Source organism: Pantoea sp. SORGH_AS_0659 (assembly GCF_031453915.1).
Classification (GTDB): Bacteria; Pseudomonadota; Gammaproteobacteria; order Enterobacterales; family Enterobacteriaceae; genus Pantoea; species Pantoea leporis.
This window is the reverse complement of the sequence record NZ_JAVJAK010000003.1, coordinates 149,171-167,526: the sequence shown is the minus strand read 5'-3', so window position 1 is coordinate 167,526 and position 18,356 is coordinate 149,171. Positions and strand designations below refer to the sequence as shown.

General features: G+C 56.1%; 18 protein-coding genes. 12 read left to right on the top strand and 6 right to left on the bottom strand.

Annotated features, from left to right (window positions below; genetic code table 11):
• Positions 1-37: 37 nt before the first annotated feature.
• Both Q3H59_RS21920 and Q3H59_RS21915 read right to left on the bottom strand, forming a co-directional pair.
• A complete protein-coding gene (locus Q3H59_RS21920) occupies positions 38-1,219 on the bottom strand; it encodes an FAD-binding oxidoreductase (RefSeq protein ID WP_309837252.1) in 1,182 nt (393 codons plus the stop codon).
• Between the two features lie 118 nt (positions 1,220-1,337).
• Positions 1,338-2,279, bottom strand: coding sequence for a 2-hydroxyacid dehydrogenase (locus Q3H59_RS21915; RefSeq protein WP_309837250.1), 942 nt, complete (start codon positions 2,277-2,279; stop codon positions 1,338-1,340).
• Positions 2,280-2,511: 232 nt separating this feature from the next.
• Here Q3H59_RS21915 and Q3H59_RS21910 point away from each other — a divergent pair, with 232 nt between their 5' ends.
• Genes Q3H59_RS21910 through crtB form a run of 5 tightly spaced genes read left to right on the top strand, consistent with a single transcriptional unit; the run spans position 2,512 to position 8,279 of the window.
• On the top strand, positions 2,512-3,417 hold the full coding sequence (locus Q3H59_RS21910) for a polyprenyl synthetase family protein (protein ID WP_192413419.1): 906 nt from the start codon (positions 2,512-2,514) through the stop codon (positions 3,415-3,417).
• 14 nt (positions 3,418-3,431) lie between these two features.
• Positions 3,432-4,709, top strand: a complete 1,278-nt coding sequence (locus Q3H59_RS21905) for a glycosyltransferase (protein ID WP_192413420.1) — start codon at positions 3,432-3,434, stop codon at positions 4,707-4,709.
• Complete coding sequence (crtY, locus tag Q3H59_RS21900; protein ID WP_309837248.1) at positions 4,709-5,875, top strand: lycopene beta-cyclase CrtY; 1,167 nt, start codon at positions 4,709-4,711, stop codon at positions 5,873-5,875. Before Q3H59_RS21905 ends, crtY begins: the two co-directional genes overlap by 1 nt.
• On the top strand, positions 5,872-7,353 hold the full coding sequence (locus Q3H59_RS21895) for a phytoene desaturase (RefSeq protein WP_309837246.1): 1,482 nt from the start codon (positions 5,872-5,874) through the stop codon (positions 7,351-7,353). The genes crtY and Q3H59_RS21895 overlap by 4 nt, the downstream gene beginning before the upstream one ends.
• Complete coding sequence (gene crtB, locus Q3H59_RS21890) at positions 7,350-8,279, top strand: 15-cis-phytoene synthase CrtB (protein ID WP_309837245.1); 930 nt, start codon at positions 7,350-7,352, stop codon at positions 8,277-8,279. Before Q3H59_RS21895 ends, crtB begins: the two co-directional genes overlap by 4 nt.
• Here crtB and Q3H59_RS21885 read toward each other — a convergent pair.
• Positions 8,218-8,751 carry a sterol desaturase family protein gene (locus tag Q3H59_RS21885; protein WP_101761117.1) on the bottom strand — a complete coding sequence of 178 codons (534 nt, stop codon included), beginning with the start codon at positions 8,749-8,751 and terminating at the stop codon, positions 8,218-8,220. The two genes, crtB and Q3H59_RS21885, sit on opposite strands and share 62 nt — an antisense overlap.
• A gap of 184 nt (positions 8,752-8,935) precedes the next feature.
• Here Q3H59_RS21885 and Q3H59_RS21880 point away from each other — a divergent pair, with 184 nt between their 5' ends.
• The 3 genes from Q3H59_RS21880 (at position 8,936) to Q3H59_RS21870 (ending at position 10,808) form a co-directional block, all read left to right on the top strand.
• On the top strand, positions 8,936-9,175 hold the full coding sequence (locus tag Q3H59_RS21880) for a type II toxin-antitoxin system CcdA family antitoxin (RefSeq protein ID WP_137387190.1): 240 nt from the start codon (positions 8,936-8,938) through the stop codon (positions 9,173-9,175).
• Between the two features lie 2 nt (positions 9,176-9,177).
• On the top strand, positions 9,178-9,486 hold the full coding sequence (locus tag Q3H59_RS21875) for a CcdB family protein (protein WP_137387189.1): 309 nt from the start codon (positions 9,178-9,180) through the stop codon (positions 9,484-9,486).
• A gap of 131 nt (positions 9,487-9,617) precedes the next feature.
• Positions 9,618-10,808: an MFS transporter gene (locus tag Q3H59_RS21870; protein WP_309837242.1), complete on the top strand. Its 1,191-nt coding sequence runs from the start codon at positions 9,618-9,620 to the stop codon at positions 10,806-10,808.
• Here the strand turns inward: Q3H59_RS21870 and Q3H59_RS21865 are convergent.
• The 3 genes from Q3H59_RS21865 to Q3H59_RS21855 all read right to left on the bottom strand — a co-directional run bounded on the left by Q3H59_RS21865 (position 10,801) and on the right by Q3H59_RS21855 (position 13,370).
• Positions 10,801-11,145, bottom strand: coding sequence for a helix-turn-helix transcriptional regulator (locus tag Q3H59_RS21865; protein ID WP_309837240.1), 345 nt, complete (start codon positions 11,143-11,145; stop codon positions 10,801-10,803). The genes Q3H59_RS21870 and Q3H59_RS21865 overlap by 8 nt on opposite strands.
• Positions 11,146-11,241: 96 nt before the next feature.
• Positions 11,242-12,183: a sugar phosphate isomerase/epimerase gene (locus Q3H59_RS21860; protein WP_192413442.1), complete on the bottom strand. Its 942-nt coding sequence runs from the start codon at positions 12,181-12,183 to the stop codon at positions 11,242-11,244.
• Positions 12,184-12,191: 8 nt separating this feature from the next.
• On the bottom strand, positions 12,192-13,370 hold the full coding sequence (locus tag Q3H59_RS21855; RefSeq protein ID WP_277975136.1) for a Gfo/Idh/MocA family protein: 1,179 nt from the start codon (positions 13,368-13,370) through the stop codon (positions 12,192-12,194).
• 405 nt (positions 13,371-13,775) lie between these two features.
• On the opposite strand from Q3H59_RS21855, the gene Q3H59_RS21850 reads away from it, so the two are divergent.
• The 4 genes from Q3H59_RS21850 (at position 13,776) to Q3H59_RS21835 (ending at position 18,356) form a co-directional block, all read left to right on the top strand.
• Positions 13,776-14,789, top strand: coding sequence for a LacI family DNA-binding transcriptional regulator (locus tag Q3H59_RS21850; protein ID WP_110867234.1), 1,014 nt, complete (start codon positions 13,776-13,778; stop codon positions 14,787-14,789).
• A gap of 17 nt (positions 14,790-14,806) precedes the next feature.
• The gene (locus tag Q3H59_RS21845; protein WP_309837236.1) at positions 14,807-15,631 is read left to right on the top strand and encodes a sugar phosphate isomerase/epimerase family protein; all 825 of its coding nucleotides are present in this window, start codon (positions 14,807-14,809) and stop codon (positions 15,629-15,631) included.
• 208 nt (positions 15,632-15,839) lie between these two features.
• A complete protein-coding gene (locus Q3H59_RS21840; protein ID WP_137387185.1) occupies positions 15,840-16,568 on the top strand; it encodes a gluconate 2-dehydrogenase subunit 3 family protein in 729 nt (242 codons plus the stop codon).
• Positions 16,569-16,586: 18 nt separating this feature from the next.
• Entirely contained in the window at positions 16,587-18,356 is a 1,770-nt protein-coding gene (locus Q3H59_RS21835) for a GMC family oxidoreductase (protein WP_101761127.1), read from the top strand.

Here is an 18,356-nt window from a genome sequence, read left to right as displayed (position 1 = left end):
AGGAATGAGGCCGCCTGCGGGCGGCAATCATCCCCCGTTATTGCGCCGCCGGGGAATTACGCTTGATGGGCGCAAACGCTTCCACGCTTTTCCCCAGCAGACGCTGCGGACGGAAATCGCTCAGCAGCTCACTTGCCGCATCGCCGATCAGCTCTTCAGCCACCAGCTTGCCAATCAATGGCGAAAGGGTGATACCGCTGTGTGTCACCGCCACATACACGCGCTGATGCGCGGTGACATAACCCAGCGCCGGTAAACCATCGGCAGGTCTTGCACGTTGCCCCACCACAATCTGTTCAATCTGCAACTCGCCCGCATCCGCAAACAGCGCGTGATAACGCGCGCGGAATTGCGCGGCGATATCGCTGGTGATTAAGGGTGGCGCAGCAGAATCGGCCAGATGATCCAACTCTAAGGCTTGCAGCAGCAAACGTCCGCCGCCGTCCGGGCGTACGTTAAGTTGCGGAGAGATGAGATTGGCATTGAGCGATAACGGCTGCGGCGCGGTGCGCACCAGGAAACTACAAGCCACCGCGTTCGGTTTGCTGGTATCCAGCAACGCCAGATTGAGTCCCAGTGAATTTAGCAGCTGATTGGCCCAGCGTCCGGTGGCTAACACAATACGATCGCCCTGCCACTGCTCGCCATTTTCCAGCTGCAGCGTAACCCGATCGGCACTTTCACTGATGCTATTGATGCGCTGATGCTGGTACAGCACCGCACCGCGCGCTTTGGCTTCTGACCATAAGCGCGCCAGATAGAGCGCCGGATGCAGCACCGATTCTGTCGGGAAATGCCACACACTGCCGCTGATGGCCTGCGCCCGCAGCTCAGGAATATCGCGCAGCACATCTGCTGGCGACACTTCACGTGCCGCATAACCCGCCGATTGCAACGACGTGGCACGCTGCATCAAACGTTGCTGCGCATCGCCCTCGGCGGCCCACTCCCATGTACCGCCAGTTTCCAGCCAGCGCAATCCGTTCGGCTGCGCTTGCTGCAGTTTGAGGTGCTCTTCCATCGAGAGCGCATTAAGCAGGTGATAACTGCGCGGCTGTTTGCCATTGGAGTTCACCCAGGCAAACGTCGTGCTGCTGGTGCCCGCACCAATGTGCTGCTGTTCGAAAACGGTGACTTCAACGCCCTGCAACGCTAAGGCGCGCGCCACCGCTAATCCGATAACGCCGCCGCCAATAATTGCAATTTTCTGTGCTGTCATAATGGGCTCCTGAATTAAGTGCCGATATCATAACAGCCTGGCTGAACGAAAATTGCTATCGCTAAATAGGGATTATTACGCAGGATATAAGAATTTCGTCTTAATCCGGATGCTTAAATTATACCGATGTCAGAATCTTCCCATCGGCAAAATAGGCCCGTAAATTCTCCAGCACATTATTGGTCATTTGCGCACGCGTTTCGTGAGTTGCGCTGGCAATATGCGGCGTTAACAGCACATTATTTAGTTCACGCAGCGCGGGATTAATTTTTGGCTCATCCGGATACACATCCAGCGCAGCCCCTTTAATGATTCCCTGCTGCAGTGCAGCGATCAGATCGGGTTCATTGATTACTGTGCCACGCGCAATGTTGATCACCACGCCCTCTTGGCCGAGCGCCGCCAGCACCTTCGCGTTGACCAGTTGCACATTCTCTTTGCTGCCCGGCAGTGCCAGCACCAGAAAATCGCTAAAGGCGGCGAGCTGTTCGATCGTATCGCAGCGCTTATAGCTGACGTCTTTCGCCGAACGCGCGGTATACGCCACTTCCATACCAAAGGCTTCGGCACGGCGCGCGATGGCTAAGCCAATCGCGCCTAACCCGGCGATGCCAATTCTTTTTCCGCTGGCGCGGCTGGAGAGTTCGACGCCGTTATTTTCCCATGCCCCGGATTTCGCAAACTGATGGTAAGCGACCAAATTACGCGAGAACGCCAGCGTCATTGTCATTGCCAAATCGGCAACATCGTCAGTCAGAATGTCGCGGGTGATGCTGACCTGAATATCGTTTTCGGCAGTGTATTTCAGGTCAATACGATCGGTGCCGACACCGAATACAGCAATGACTTTACACTCCGGCAGTTGCTCCAGCAGTGCCGTTTCCACCCCGACATCGCCGCGCGTAACGATGGCATTGATCGCTTTGCCATGCTGCTGGATAAATAGCATTGCGTCATGCTGCTCATATAAACGATGGCAATGGAAATGTTGCGTGAGCTTTTCATCTAACTGCGGCATTAGCGGCTGAATAATCAGCACGGCAGGTTTGGTATTCGTCATTTTATGTTCCATTAGCGGTATTTATTGACCACCAGCCTAACGGAGTTATTTATGTTACGGCGTTGCTGTTACTTTTTTCGCTGATAAGATCACGCATAATATTATTACGATGTTTACCTGGTGCGTATGAAGGCGCACGCTACAAAGTCAAGGCCCTCGCTGGCAAACTTACCTTACGCAGTCTACGGTTAATCAAAAAGCATAATAATTTCATCAACCATGGATAGCCATTATGACCACCCATGTCGATAGCACAGCGCATCAGACAAGCGAACTGCTTCAGCTGCAGCAAATTTTACAGGCGCATCTCGAACATTTACTGCCTGCAGGACAGCAAAGCGATCGCGTGCGTGCCGCGATGCGTGCCGGTACGCTGGCGCAGGGCAAGCGCATCCGTCCTTTATTACTGATGCTGGCAGCGCGCGATATGGGTTGCGAGCTGACGCAAAATGGCATTCTCGATCTCGCCTGTGCCGTGGAAATGGTGCACGCGGCATCGCTGATTTTGGATGACATCCCGTCAATGGATAACGCGCAGATGCGCCGTGGTCGCCCAACCGTGCATCGCGAGTTTGGTGAAACCGTGGCGATTCTCGCCGCCGTCGCGCTGCTGAGCCGCGCATTTGAAGTGATTGCCATCGCACCCGGTTTGCCTGCCATGCATAAATCTGAAGCGATTGCCGAACTCTCCGCCGCCGTGGGCCTGCAGGGATTAGTGCAAGGGCAGTTTCAGGATCTGCACGACGGCACGCAGAGCCGCAGTCCGGAAGCGATCGCCTTGACCAATGAACTGAAAACCAGCGTGCTGTTTCGCGCCACGCTGCAAATGGCGGCGATTGCCGCTGACGCTTCACCGCAGGTGCGGCAACGTCTTAGCTTCTTTGCTCAGGATCTGGGCCAAGCGTTTCAGCTACTCGACGACCTCGCCGACGGCTGCAAACACACCGGCAAAGATGTGCATCAGGATCAGGGTAAATCCACGCTGGTACAGATGCTCGGGGCTGACGGCGCAGAACGTCGTCTGCGCGATCATCTGCGCAGTGCCGATGCACACCTTGCCTGCGCCTGCCATCGCGGCATCGCCACTCGCCAATACATGCACGCGCTGTTTAATCAACAGCTAGCGATGTTCAACTGAGCGCGGCTAAGCCGTTGGGCCACTTTGCGGTGATCGCACCGCCGCTTTACAGCCACTTTCACGCGTTGCAGGCGTTAGCACAAACGCTGCTGGCGCGTGGTCATCGCATCACCTTCATCCAGCAAGCCGACGCCCGCACCTTGCTCAGCGACGAACGCATTGATTTCGTTGCAGTAGGACAGCAAACGCATCCGGCCGGTTCGCTGGCGCCCGTGCTGCATCGGCTGGCTTCGCCGGGCGGCCTGTCGCTGTTTCGCGTAATCAACGATCTCGCCTCCTGCACCGATATGCTGTGCCGCGAACTGCCAGCGGTACTGAAATCGTTGAACATTGATGGTGTGATCGCTGATGAAATGGAAGCAGCAGGCGGATTGGTCGCAGAAGCGCTGCATCTGCCGTTTGTTTCGGTGGCCTGCGCCCTACCGGTCAACCGTGAAGCCGGCATTCCGCTGGCGGTGATGCCCTTCCGTTATGCTCAGGATGAAAAAGCGCTGAAACGTTTTCAGGCCAGCAGCGATATCTATGATCGCATCATGCGTCGCCACGGCGACGTCATCCTCAAACACGCGCGGGCGTTCAATTTGACGGAGCGGCGCGGATTGCATCAGTGCCTTTCGCCGCTGGCACAAATCAGCCAGATGGTGCCCGCCTTTGATTTTCCGCGTCAGCAACTGCCGGCCTGCTATCACGCCGTCGGACAACTGCGCGCGCCGCTTGCGGCAGCGCCGCTCAATGCGCCCTGGCCGGCGCTGCGCCAGCCGGTGGTTTACGCCTCGCTGGGTACGCTGCAAGGCCATCGCTTCCGCCTGTTTTTGCATCTGGCACAGGCGTGCCGCCGCCAGCAACTTTCGCTGGTGATCGCTCATTGTGGGGGATTGAACGCCGATCAGGTGCACAAGTTGCAACTGGCTGGTGCAGCGTGGGTGACGGATTTTGTCGATCAACGTGCCGCCCTGCAACACGCGCAGCTTTTTATTACTCATGCCGGATTAAACAGCGCGCTGGAAGCGCTGGAATGCGGTACGCCGATGCTGGCGCTGCCCATTGCCTTTGATCAACCCGGCGTGGCCGCGCGCATTGAGTGGCATGGCGTTGGACGGCGCGCATCGCGCTTTAACCGCGTTCATCAACTGGAGCAGCATCTGCGACAATTACTTACCGACGATCGCTACGCGTTACGGATGTCAGCGATACAGGCACAGTTGCAGCGCGCAGGCGGTTGCCAGCGTGCGGCCGACATCGTCGAACAAGCGCTGTGCCAGCAACAAGTTGTGCTGGCGGAGGCTACCTGATGCGTGCGCACTACGATGTGATTCTGGTCGGTGCCGGACTGGCAAACGGTTTGATTGCGCTGCGTCTGCGCCAACTGCAGCCGCAGCTCAAATGCCTGTTGCTGGAGAGCGACGCACATCCGGCAGGCAATCATACCTGGTCATTTCATCAGAGCGATCTTAGCGCCGATCAGCTGCGCTGGCTGCAGCCGCTGATCACGGCGCGTTGGCCTGGCTATCAGGTGCGTTTTCCCGCGTTGCGCCGCAACCTGGACGGGGATTATTGTTCCATCGCGTCAGGCGATTTTGCCCGGCATCTACTCGCGGCGATGGGTGAGGATCTGTGGACAAATGCTGCCGTTAAACAGGTAAAACCCACACAGGTGACGCTGGCGGATGGGCGTGAACTTGATGCGCAGGTGGTGATTGATGGCCGCGGCCTGCAGCCAACGCCGCATCTGCAGCTGGGTTATCAGGTGTTTCTTGGACAAGAGTGGCAGCTGGCGCAGCCGCACGGCCTGCAGCAGCCGATCCTGATGGATGCCACCGTCGATCAGCAAGCGGGCTATCGTTTTGTTTACACGCTGCCGCTCAGCGCCGATCGGTTACTGATTGAAGATACGCATTACGTTAATCAACCTACGCTGGCGGAGAACTCCGCTCGTCAGCACATCGCTGACTATGCCAAACAGCAAGGTTGGCGGCCTGGCACGCTGCTGCGTGAAGAGCATGGCATATTACCGATTACCCTGAGCGGCGATATTGATCGATTCTGGCAACAGCAGCGCGGCCAGCCATGCAGCGGCCTGCGCGCCGGACTGTTTCACGCGACAACCGGTTATTCTTTACCGTCCGCCGTGGCGCTGGCGGAGTTGATAGCCACGCTGTTGCCCACCGATGCCCGCACGCTCAGTCAACACATCGAACGCTTTGCCCGTCAGCAGTGGCGCGAGCAGCGATTTTTCCGCCTGCTGAACCGCATGCTGTTTTTGGCCGGTAAGCCGCAGCAGCGCTGGCGTGTAATGCAACGTTTTTACCGGCTCAATGCCGGGTTAATTAGCCGCTTTTACGCCGGACAACTTCGTCTGCATGATAAAGCGCGGATTCTGTGCGGCAAGCCGCCGGTGCCCATCGGTGAAGCGCTGCACGCGCTGTTGAATTCTGTCGAACCAGGGAAGAAAAAATGAAACGCACTTATGTGATTGGCGCAGGCTTTGGCGGCCTGGCGCTGGCGATTCGCCTGCAAGCGGCGGGCATACCAACCACCTTACTCGAGCAGCGCGACAAGCCGGGCGGACGCGCCTATGTGTTTGAAGATAGCGGCTTTACCTTTGATGCCGGACCTACGGTGATCACCGATCCCAGCGCCATCGAAGAGTTGTTCACGCTGGCGGGAAAATCGCTAAGCGATTACGTCGAGCTGATGCCGGTCACGCCCTTCTATCGCCTGTGTTGGGAAGATGGCAAACAGCTCGACTACGACAACAATCAGCCGCTGCTGGAGCAGCAGATCGCTACCTTCAATCCACAGGATGTCGCCGGTTATCGTCAGTTCCTCGCCTATTCGCGCGAGGTATTCAAAGAGGGTTATCTGAAACTCGGCACGGTGCCGTTTCTGCAGGTGCGTGACATGCTGCGTGTTGCACCGCAGCTTGGACGTTTGCAGGCGTGGCGCAGCGTCTACAGCATGGTGGCGAAATTTATTCAGGACGACCACCTGCGGCAGGCGTTTTCCTTCCACTCATTGCTGGTGGGCGGTAATCCTTTTGCAACGTCATCAATCTATACCTTAATTCATGCGCTGGAACGTGAATGGGGCGTATGGTTTCCGCGCGGCGGCACCGGCGCGCTGGTGAAGGGCATGGCGCGACTGTTTGAGGATCTGGGTGGCGAGCTGTTACTGAATGCCGAAGTGAGCAAGCTGGAAACCAATGAAAATCGTATTAGCGGCGTCCAGTTAAAGGATGGACGACGCTTCGATGCCGCAGCCGTAGCCTCCAATGCCGACGTGGTGCATACCTACGACAAACTGCTGCGCCATCATCCTCTAGCAATGAAACGTGCGACATCGCTGAAGCGTAAGCGCATGAGCAACTCGCTGTTTGTGCTCTATTTTGGCCTCAATCAGCCGCATGAACAGCTCGCGCATCACACCGTCTGTTTTGGTCCGCGCTATCGCGAATTGATTGATGAGATTTTTAATAGCAGCCAACTGGCAGAGGATTTTTCACTCTACCTGCACGCGCCCTGCAGCAGCGATCCGTCGCTGGCACCACCCGGCTGCGGCAGCTTTTATGTGTTAGCGCCGGTGCCGCATCTCGGCACCGCTGACATCGACTGGCAACAGGAAGGACCGCGCTTGCGCGATCGAATTTTTGCTTATCTGGAGCAGCACTACATGCCGGGATTACGTCAGCAATTAGTAACACACAGAATGTTTACGCCGTTTGATTTTCGCGACACGCTGCATGCCCATCACGGCTCGGCGTTTTCGCTGGAGCCAATTTTGACGCAAAGCGCCTGGTTCCGACCGCATAACCGCGATGCCGATATCAGCAATCTCTATCTGGTGGGTGCGGGTACGCATCCAGGCGCGGGCGTGCCCGGCGTAATTGGTTCCGCCAAGGCCACCGCTCAGCTGATGCTGGAGGATCGCACTGAATGAATCGACAGCCTTTACTCGAGCAAGTGACACAAACCATGGCGGTAGGCTCGAAGAGTTTCGCCACCGCCGCCAGGCTGTTTGATGCACCGACACGCCGCAGCACGCTGATGCTGTATGCATGGTGTCGTCATTGTGACGATGTGATTGATGGGCAAACGCTGGGCGAAGGCGGCACGCAGCATGCGGTCGAAGATGCACAGGCACGCATGCAGCATCTGCAGATTGAAACCCGCCGCGCCTACAGCGGCGCGCACATGGATGAACCGGCGTTTAGGGCGTTTCAGGAAGTGGCGCTTATTCATCAACTGCCGCAACAGCTGGCGTTTGATCATCTGGAAGGCTTCGCCATGGATGCGCGCGACGAACACTATACGAGTTTCGACGACACGCTGCGTTACTGCTATCACGTCGCGGGCGTAGTCGGTTTGATGATGGCGCGCGTAATGGGCGTGCGCGACGAAGCGGTGCTCGATCACGCCTGCGATTTAGGGCTGGCGTTCCAGCTTACTAACATTGCGCGCGATATCGTCGAAGATGCCGAAAATGGTCGCTGCTATCTGCCGCAAGCCTGGCTCGATCAGGCGGGATTACGCGCCGATACGCTGACAGCACCGCAACATCGTGCGGCGCTGGCCACGCTGGCTGCGCGTTTAGTGACGGAAGCGGAACCCTATTATCACTCGGCGCGGTTCGGCTTGCCGGGTTTGCCGCTGCGCTCGGCGTGGGCCATCGCGACGGCACGCGGTGTTTATCGCGAAATCGGGGTGAAAGTTCAGCACGCCGGTGTTCACGCCTGGGATTCACGACAGCGCACCAGCCGCGGCGAAAAACTGGCGCTGCTGGTGAAAGGGGCCGGCCTGGCGATCACTTCGCGTGTGGCTCGTCCGGCGCCACGTCCGGCTGGTCTGTGGCAGCGTCCTCGTTGATTTTTCTCCCGTGGCGCTGACGCAGCGTGGCTTGCAGCTTATTGAGCGGTGGCGCGTAGAGGAAACCAAACGACACGCAGCCTTCACGCCCGCGCACTGCATGATGCATGCGGTGCGCCATGTATAAGCGCTTGAGATAGCCTTTGCGCGGGATATAGCGAAACGGCCAGCGTTGATGCACCAGGCCATCGTGCACCATGAAGTAGAGCGCGCCGTAGGTCGTCATCCCGGCACCAATCCACTGCAGCGGCCACATGCCTTGCACGCCGACATAGATCAGCACGATCGCCAGCACCGCAAACACCACCGCATACAGATCGTTAAGTTCAAACTTGCCGCTGTGCGGTTCGTGGTGCGACAAATGCCAGCCCCAACCCCAACCGTGCATGATGTATTTATGCGACAGCGCCGCGACGATTTCCATCACCACCACGGTTGCCAGCAAGATAAGCACGTTCCATAACCAGATCATTGTTCGTCCATTTGTGGAAAAGGGAAATACTAAAGGTGGACGCGGATGAGCGATGGCGCAAGGTTTACCATGTTTAGAAATTTTAAAAGTCCACAACACGTTAGAAAGCTGCATTGCAGAAAGCTCAGATTTCACCCATACTCACCACACTGATTTATACACGTGTTAACTACACGGGGGATTTATGCCTTCTACAGCCGTAAGACAAAAAAAAACTGTCAGCGTGACACTTGAACCTGCATTACTCGAGCAGGCTAGAGAAGCAGGGCTCAATTTATCCGCCATCCTATCTAAAGCTTTACATTATGAAATTCGCACAACCGAAGCGGAAAGATGGAAGCGTGAAAACAGTGAAGGTTTGCAGGAACTCAATCGCATAACCGAAGAACACGGTTTATTGTCGGATGAATACAGGACGTTTTAGACATGCAATATTTTATTTATCGCAATACCAATAGGAACAGCGAGTACCCTTATCTGGTAGACGTTCAAAGTGAGATTATCGGCGAACTGGCGTCACGAATCGTTATCCCGCTCTACCCTCTAAACCAGTTTAAAAAAAAGCAAGTTGAACGACTTAATCCGGTAATCAAGGTTGAAGGCGAGGAATTTCTGGTCATGACTCACGAAATGGCCAGTGTGCGCGTGTCGCTTCTAGGCGATCAGGTGATGGATGCACGTGTGTATCGCCAGCGGATTAAAGACTCGGTTGATTTTGTCTTTGATGGGTTTTGATACTTTACATCCTAAAAGCCCCTCGTTAGTATTGCCCTCCTTTCAGCAGTTAATCGCCGCTGCGTAAGCGTTAACGTCAACCAACGCACCATAAGCAGACTCGCTCTGCCTCATTGCTATGGTGCGAAAATATGACCCATACCGTTTTATCTGCGAATCCTGCTCTGCGTCGTTCTGGTTTTTTCCTGTTCTTACTGCTGCTGACAGCGGCCAACTTGCGCACGCCTATTACCGCGGTTGGCCCGGTGCTGGAAAACATCCGTCTGACGTTTGGCTTGAGCGCCAGTGCGGCGGGCGTGATCAACTTCTTGCCGCTGTTGATGTTCGCTACCTTAGCGCCACCCGCAGCATGGTTCGGCAACCGTTTTGGTCTTGAGCGCAGTTTATGGGGCGCATTGCTGCTCATCACGCTGGGATCGATTCTGCGTATCAGCGGCAGTGAAAATGCGTTGTGGGTGGTAACGATCATCCTGAGCTCGGGGATTGCGGCGGCCAACGTGCTGCTGCCGCCGCTGATTAAGCGTGATTTCACTGAACACACCGCGCGATATGTTGGCTTGTACGCGATGACCATGGCGATCACCGCCAGCATTGCATCGGGCGTGGTGGTGCCGCTGGCTGAGCTGAGTCGCGCGGGTTGGCGACTCTCATTAGCGGTGTGGTTGATTCCGGCGATTATCGCGCTGTTAGCCTGGCTGCCGTACCTGAAAAAACCAGCGTCTCAGACAAAAAACAGCGCCAACGGCACATCAACGCGCTCACCGTGGCGCGCAGCCTTAGGCTGGCAGGTTTCGCTGTTTATGGCCTGCCAGTCGCTGGTGTTTTACACCTTGATCGGCTGGTTTACGCCTTTTGCGCAAGACAGCGGCATTAGCCAGCTGGAAGCGGGTGGCATGCTGTTTGTCTATCAGATTGTGGCCATCGTTTCGAACCTGGCTTGCATGAGCGCACTGAAAAAAATGCACGATCAGCGGACGATTGGTTTTCTCGCATCGCTATCGATTTTTATCGCCGTCGCGGGACTGTTAATGGCACCGCAATACGCGCTGCTGTGGCTGATTCTGGCGGGACTGGGCGCCGGTGCATCAATGGTGATTTGCCTGTCGCTGTTTAATCTGCGCACCCATGATCATTTGCAGGCGTCGAAATTGTCGGGCATGGCACAGTGCGTCGGTTACGGATTAGCGGCGCTGGGCCCGCTCTGTTTTGGCCTGCTGCATGATATCAGCGGCAACTGGCAGTGGCCGCTGATGCTGCTGTTGGTGATTGCGGGGTTGCAGATGATTGTGGCTACGCTGGCTGGGCGTGCGCGGGTTATTTAACCTGGAAATCATCCAGCGTGGTGCGGGTCAGATGATCTTGCTGAGTGGCGCTTAGCAGTGAATCAAGCAGACCCGGGAAACGGGCATCGAGATCGTCGCGCCGCAACGACAGCAGGTTTTCACGTCCAGAGGGTTTCTGCCAGATAATGCCGCCTTCGCGCAGCACGCGCCAGTGATGGGTCAACGTGGATTTGGAGACGCCTTTCAGCAGCGATCCGCAAGTATGTTCGCCGCCGTCCGCCAGAATGCTGATTACCGTCATGCGCATCGGGTTGCCCAACGCCGCCAGCACATTCTCCAGCCTGATTTCGTCGCGCTGTGGATGGTTTTCCAGCATGGCGTGCCTCTTAATAGTGGGTGAACCACGAATTATCAGGCAGGCAAGGCTCGATGTACAGAACACGGCGAGCGGTTGCCCGCCGTGAATTTGACATTACTGGCTAAGGGTTTGCTTAAGTGCCGCAATCGAGGAGGTTACGCCCGCTTCCACCGACATGGTGAGATCTTCCATTTCCAGCGATACCCAGTCGTTGTAGCCCATCATGCGTACCACCGAGAAGAACTCTTTCCACCACTGCAGATCCTGGCCGCAACCAACGGCAACATAGTTCCAGGCGCGATTGGCGACATCTTCCACCGGTTTGGTTTCCAACAGACCGTTGATATCCACCAGCCCGCGCTCCAGACGCACATCTTTGCCGTGACAGTGATGAATCGCCGGGCCGAGCGCGCGCGCTGCCGCAATAGGGTCCGCGCCCATCCACAGCAGATGGCTGGGATCGAGGTTGAGTCCCACCATCTCACCCACCGCGTCGCGCAGACGGAACAAGGTTTCCGGATTCCACACCAGCATCGAACTGAAATTCTCCAACGCGAATTTCTCCACGCCGCTCTCTTTAGCGCGCTGTACCAGCCCTTGCCAGTAAGGGATCGCCACTTCATTCCACTGATAATCGAGGCAGTTTTTCAGCGTCGGCGGCCAACTTACGGTGTAAGTGATCCAGTTTGGAATGGTGTCGTGCGGGCTGGCGGGGGGCAAGCCGCTCATCATGACGATTTTCTTCACCCCCAGTTCTCCGGCCAGCGCCAGCGCGTTTTCCGTATCGCGCTTATGTTTGTTGCCTAATTCGCCTGGATCGAGCGGATTACCCGACACATTCAGCGCCGCAATCGACATGCCGCGGCTCTCCAGCGCCTGCAACAACTGTTGACGCTGCGTGGCGCTGCCAAGCAACGCTTCGGTACGCAGATGCGGCGCTGGTGACCAGCCGCCGGTCGTCATCTCAACGCCGTAAACACCTAGCTCCAGCAACTTATCCAGCATCTGTTCAAACGGCAGATGACCCAGGCTATCGGTACAAAACGAAAGTTTCATGGCAATCCTTATTCGTAGTTAACCCAGCTCGCGCCGTTGTCCGCAGAACGCACGCAGTTTTCAATCCAGCGCACACCTTCAATTCCGGCGTTAATATCGGGATAGATCAGGTTATCAAGCGTGGTTTGGTCGCCCTGTTGGGTGGCGTGGATGGCGATAGCAAATTTCAGATAGATATTGGCCCAGGATTCCGCCAGGCCTTCAGTGTGCAGCGCGCCCAGGCGTTCATCGGCCAGGGCGCTTTCATGCAGGTACGGCATGCCGTGATGCATAATCTGATTCGGCTGGCCCTGCACTTCATATTTCAGCTCGCCTGGGTTGTAGTCGCTCCACTCCAGACTGGCGCGCGAACCAATCACGCGAATACTTTGGCTGTCCATCGAACCGGCATTAATTGATGAGGCCCACATGCGCCCTACCGCGCCGTTGTCGTAATGCATCAGCACCATGGCGTTATCTTCCAACGGCGCGCGCGAGGGAATGAAGCTTTGGCGATCGCACAGCAGCGATTTCACTTTCAGTTCTGGCAACACCAGCTGGGAGATGTAGAAGGTGTGCGTCGAGATATCGCCGAGCACAAAAGACGGACCGGCAATCTTAGGATCGACGCGCCATTTTTGCGCTTCGCTAAATTTGTCGGCGCTGTCATTAGCGCTGAAGCCGTGGGTGTATTGCAGCTCCACCATGCGCACATCACCAATTTCGCCGTTGGCGATCATCGCCCGCATCTGCATCAGCAGCGGATGGCCGGAGAAACCGTAGGTCACGCCAACGATCAGCCCTTTTTCCGCCGCTAATGCTTTAACTTCCAGCGCTTCAGCGGTAGTGAAGAACAGCGGCTTTTCACAAATGACGTGAATACCGGCATTCAATGCCGCTTTGGTGATCTCAAAATGAGTGCCGTTTGGCGTGGCGATGGACACCACTTCAACGCCATCTTCACGCTTCGCCTCTTCGGCCAGCAGCTGCTGATAAGTGGCGTAGCAGCGATCCGCATCGAGCCCTAAGTTGACACCGAAATCGCGACCACGCTCGGCATCGATATCAAAGGCGCTGGCCACCATCTGATACGCCGTGTTATCACGCAGCGCACCGCAACGGTGTTTATAACCCACCTGGCTGAGACGGCCGCCACCGATCATGGCCCAGCGCAGTGGGCGTGGAATACTCTTTTCACCGATGAGCATAACAACTCCTGTTTATTTTGCACTCGGGTGCAAAATGGTTTGAGGTAAGAGGTCAGAGATTAAATTTTAGCTGTTTTACTATTTGCTACCGGGTGCAAATTAAGCGACACACGTTAGATAAAAATGAGATTTGCTTGGTAGTGGTGAGCAAAATGTCAGCTAAGACGACTTTTTAGTCAATCTGGCAAAGTGCAAATCAGCGAAATCGATCACAAAAAGTTAATGAAATGCACCCGATTGCAAAAAACGTTGCAATCGGGTGCAAAGATCAAACATAATCGCAACATCCTAAAAATAGGGTTATTTGTCGCGCTTTACGCCAATTGCGTGCGCTTAGGTGTTTATTTTCCGTTGGGTTTCACGTTCAATGCTGGGGGTCTCCGCTTTTTCCCCTATGCAGGTGCTATGAGTAAACCAACCGCAAAATCTCACAAAGCCACCGCCAGCGATGTGGCAAGACTGGCTGGCGTCTCGAAATGGACGGTATCGCGTGCCTTTACGCCCGGCGCGTCAATTTCCGAGAAAGCGCGCGAACGCGTAATCGCGATTGCCACCGAGCTGGGTTATCGCCCTAACCTGCTGGCCCGCAGCCTGTCGCAGAAGAAGACACAGATTATTGGCGTGGTGATCGACGAGCTGAAAAATCCGCACTCGATGCTGATGCTCGACACCGTCACCCGCCAGCTACAGCAGCGCGGCTACATGGCGCTGCTGCTGAATATTGGTAGCGGTGAAAACTACCGCGCGGTGCTGTCGCTGGCCGATCAGCTGCAGGTCGATGGCATGCTGTTTCTCGGCACGGTGCTGAGTGATGAGCTGGTCGCCGTGGCGCGTGAAATGCACCACATTCCGCTGGTGCAGGTGTGCCGTAACAATGACGAGCCGGATATTGAAGTGGTCAATATCGACGGCTTGCAGGCGGGCAAACAGCTGGGCGAACTGCTGCTGGCGCAAGGTTATACGCGCATCGGGTACATGATGGGCCCGGCCACCAGCAGCCATCACACGCTGCGTTTGGAAGGTCTGCAACTTGCGCTGAACCAAGCTGGCCTGGCGCTGGAAGTGCTGCTCACCGCCGGTGAATACGCCCGCGAACGCAGCTACGCGGCGCTGACTGAGTATCTCAATGCGCACGCGCCCGATCAGCGGGTTGAAGCGCTGTTTTGCGAAAACGATGTGCTGGCGCTCGGCGCGCTGGCGGCCTTGCGCGAAGGTGCAGGCAACAAATTCATGGCGGTGGTGGGTTTCGATGACATCGATGAAGCCAGCTTGCCCAGCTGGCAGCTCACCACCTTCAGCCAGCGTATTGATTTGATCATCACTGAAGCCCTGAACCGGCTGATTGATGAACGTGCCACTCCGGGTGGCGTTTGGTCTCAGGGAGAATTGCGTATTCGACGCTCTCACCTGAAGCCGTGAGGTAACAAGGAGGAGAGATGAAGTTGTCGTTGCATGGCGTGTCTGTTTGGTACAGCAATGCCGTCACTCAGTTACGCATCGCCCATGAGACTGGCTTTAGCGGGCTGGAGATCCTGCCAGAACATCTGTATCGCTATCTGGATAACGGTGGCAGCTATGCTGCCTACCGCGATCTGATGGCGAAATACAGCGTCGATATTACCTGCATCAATGCGCTGAAACGTATTGGCCGCCATGAGCCGGAAGCGCGAGCTGAGCTGCTGCGCGAAGCGGAAAAAATCTGCCAGGCCGCGGTGGAACTGCGTTGTCCGGTGGTGCAAATCATGGCGCTGACCGAACTCGATCATCTTTCCGCCGCCGAGCGTGATGCCATCCTGCTGGAGAATATCTCCGCCATCGCCGATATCGGCGCACCACACGGCATTAAATTCCAGATTGAAGTCGTCGCCTTCACCGCGTTCAATTCGCTGCAACACGCGCTGGATCTGATTAAACAGAGCGGCAAAGACAATCTTGGCGTGGTGGTGGATTTCTGGCACCTGCATGCCGGCGGCGGCACCACGCCTGCTGAAGTGGCGCGCATGGATAAAGATCTGATTTACGGCGTGCATTTCTGCGATGGCCGCGCGGCCAAGCCGGGTGAAGCCTGGGATGAGTGGGTACAGCGCGACTACGCACCAGGCCAGGGCGATGTGGATATTGCCGCCTGGGTGGCGGCGGTAAAAGCTACCGGCTACGACGGCGTTTGGTCACCGGAACTATTAAGCCCGCAAAACTGGGAAGACGATCTGTGGGATATTTCGCGTCACTGCTATGAAGATATGAATAAATTTATTCATTAACATAAAGGGAGCCCGATAAACGGGTTTCCCGTAAATACGATCACCATAAATGGCGACCGTATATTTACCCTACCTCTGAAAAGAACAATAACGAACGCAGATTCGTCGCTAGCGCCTGCGCGCTATTTGCGCACGGTCATTGCGTCTGAAATATCTGAACGTCGTGCTCTGTCAATATTCATCTGTTGAAGTTTAAGGGATAAAAAGTATGAACCGAAGAGAAGCGCTCTTTTCGCTCAGTGGAATTGTGGCATCCCTCGCTGTCGCGCCGCAGCTACGGGCGAAAGAGCTGCACAATGTCCCGCTGGAAACCCAACTCAGCACCGATCACCTGCCGCAACCGGCATGGCAAGATGGTTATCAGGTGCTCACCAATCCGCTGGATCGCCAGAATCTGGCAGCCATCTTTGACCGCCTAATCCCCGCCGATGACCTTGGCCCGTCCGCCAGTGAAGCGGGCGCGATTGAGTTCCTCGATAACCAGTTAGCCGGTGATTATGGCTCTGGCGCGGCGCTCTATTTGCAGGCGCCGCTGCATCCGGAAAATGAAGCGGCATTGATGGGCAGCCCGCAATTTCTTACCCCGCCAAAAGCGCGCTACTTAACCGGTTTAGCCGCGCTGGAAAAGTGGGCGCAGCAACAGCATCAGGCTTCATTACATACCTTATCAGCTGAACAGATCGATACATTCCTGACAGCAATGGAAGACGGCAAGATCGATTTAGGAAAAGACGTGAATAGCCAGGCGCTGTTTGAATTAATGCTGCAAAACGCGCGTGAAAGCTATTTAGCGGATCCGATTTATGGCGGAAATAAAAATATGGTGGGTTGGAAGATGATCGGTTTTCCCGGCGCACGCTATGACTATCGCCCTTATATCGAACGCCGCAACGAAAATCTGGCGCTTATTCCCGTCAGCCTCATTCCTAACGATTAAATAGCCGGAGCTTAGTCAATGTCATTAGTAAGAAATAAAGCTGACGTGGTCATCGTCGGCTTAGGTTGGGCCGGTTCGGTGATGGCGGAAGAGCTAACCCGCGCGGGACTTAACGTGGTCGCCATTGAACGCGGTGCCTGGCGCGATACCTCGACCGATTTCCCGGTCGCCATTGATGCCGATGAACTGCGTTTCCACACGCGCCGCAAAATCCTGCAGCCGATGAGCGTGGAAACCACCACCTTCCGCAACCGCAGCGATCAGCTGGCAGCGCCGGTACGTAACTGGTCGGCGTTTCAATTTGGCTGGAACGTCGGCGGTGCAGGCACGCACTGGGCCGGCATGTCATGGCGCTTTACGCCGTGGGATTTTGAAGTGGCGAAGCAAACCCGCGAACGTTACGGCGCGAAAAAGATGCAGGGTTTGCAGCTGCAGGATTGGGGCGTGACCTACGACGAAATGGCGCCGTTCTACGATCGCTTCGAGCGTATTGCGGGCACTTCCGGTATCGCGGGCAATCTCAACGGCCAGCCACAAAAAGGCGGCAATATCTTTGAAGGCCCACGTTCGCGCGACTATCCAACCCCGCCGCTGAAAGATACGCACTGGATGAGCAAGTATCGCAAAACTACCGAAAGCATGGGGTATCACCCGTTCACGGTGCCTGCCGGCAACCTGTCGCAAGCTTATGTCAATCCGCTCGGCGTCAGCATGGGTCCGTGCACCTATTGCGGCTTCTGCGACTTCCACGGCTGCGGCAACTTCTCCAAGTCATCGCCGCAAGCGTGCATTTTGCCGGTGTTGATGCGCCGTCCAAACTTCACGCTGCTGACCGAAACGGAAGTGTTGCACGCCGTAAAGCATGACGACGGTAAAACGGTGAAAGGTGTGAAATTTATCACCCAAGATGGTGTGGAGGGCTTCCAGCCGGCTGATATCGTCTGCATCACCGCTTATCAGATGGATAACGTGCGTCTGATGCTGCTCTCCGGCGTGGGTGAACAATACGATCCGCTGACCGGTCGCGGCACCATTGGCCGTAACTACAACTATCAAACCTGCTCCAGCGTCACCGGCTTCTTCGATAACGAATTTATGAACCCGTTCATCGGCGGCGGCGCATTGGCGGTGCAGATTGATGACTTCAACGGCGATAACTTCGACCACAGCGATCTCGATTTCATCGGCGGCGCGGGCATCATGGGCTTCTCCACCAACGGTCGTCCAATTCAGAACATGAACGGCCTGCGTCCCGGCACCAAACGCTGGGGCAGCGAGTGGAAAGCGGGCTACAAGCGCGATTACCAAACCGCCGGTACCATCTTCTGTCAGGGCACCTCGATGCCGATGCGCGAAGCCTATCTCGATCTCGATCCCAACTACAAAGATCGTCACGGCCAGCCGCTGATCCGCACCACGTTCGACTGGAACCAGAACGATGTGCGCATGGCGAAATTCGTTACCGATCGCGCCATCGACATCATGAAAGAGACCGGCGGCCAGCATATCGTGGTGGATAACCAGGCGGAGAAGAGCTGGAATCCGTACCAGCAGCACAGCTCGCACACCATTGGTGGCGCGGTGATGGGCAGCGATCCCAGCACCTCCGCACTCAATCCCTATCTGCAAAGCTGGGATGCGCACAACCTGTTTGTGGTCGGCGCATCCGCCTTCCCGAACAACGGTGGTTATAACCCGACCATCACCATTGGTGCGCTGGCGGTGCGTGCTGCACAAGCGATCCACCAGAAGTACATCCATAATCCGGCACCGCTGGTGGGGGCGTAA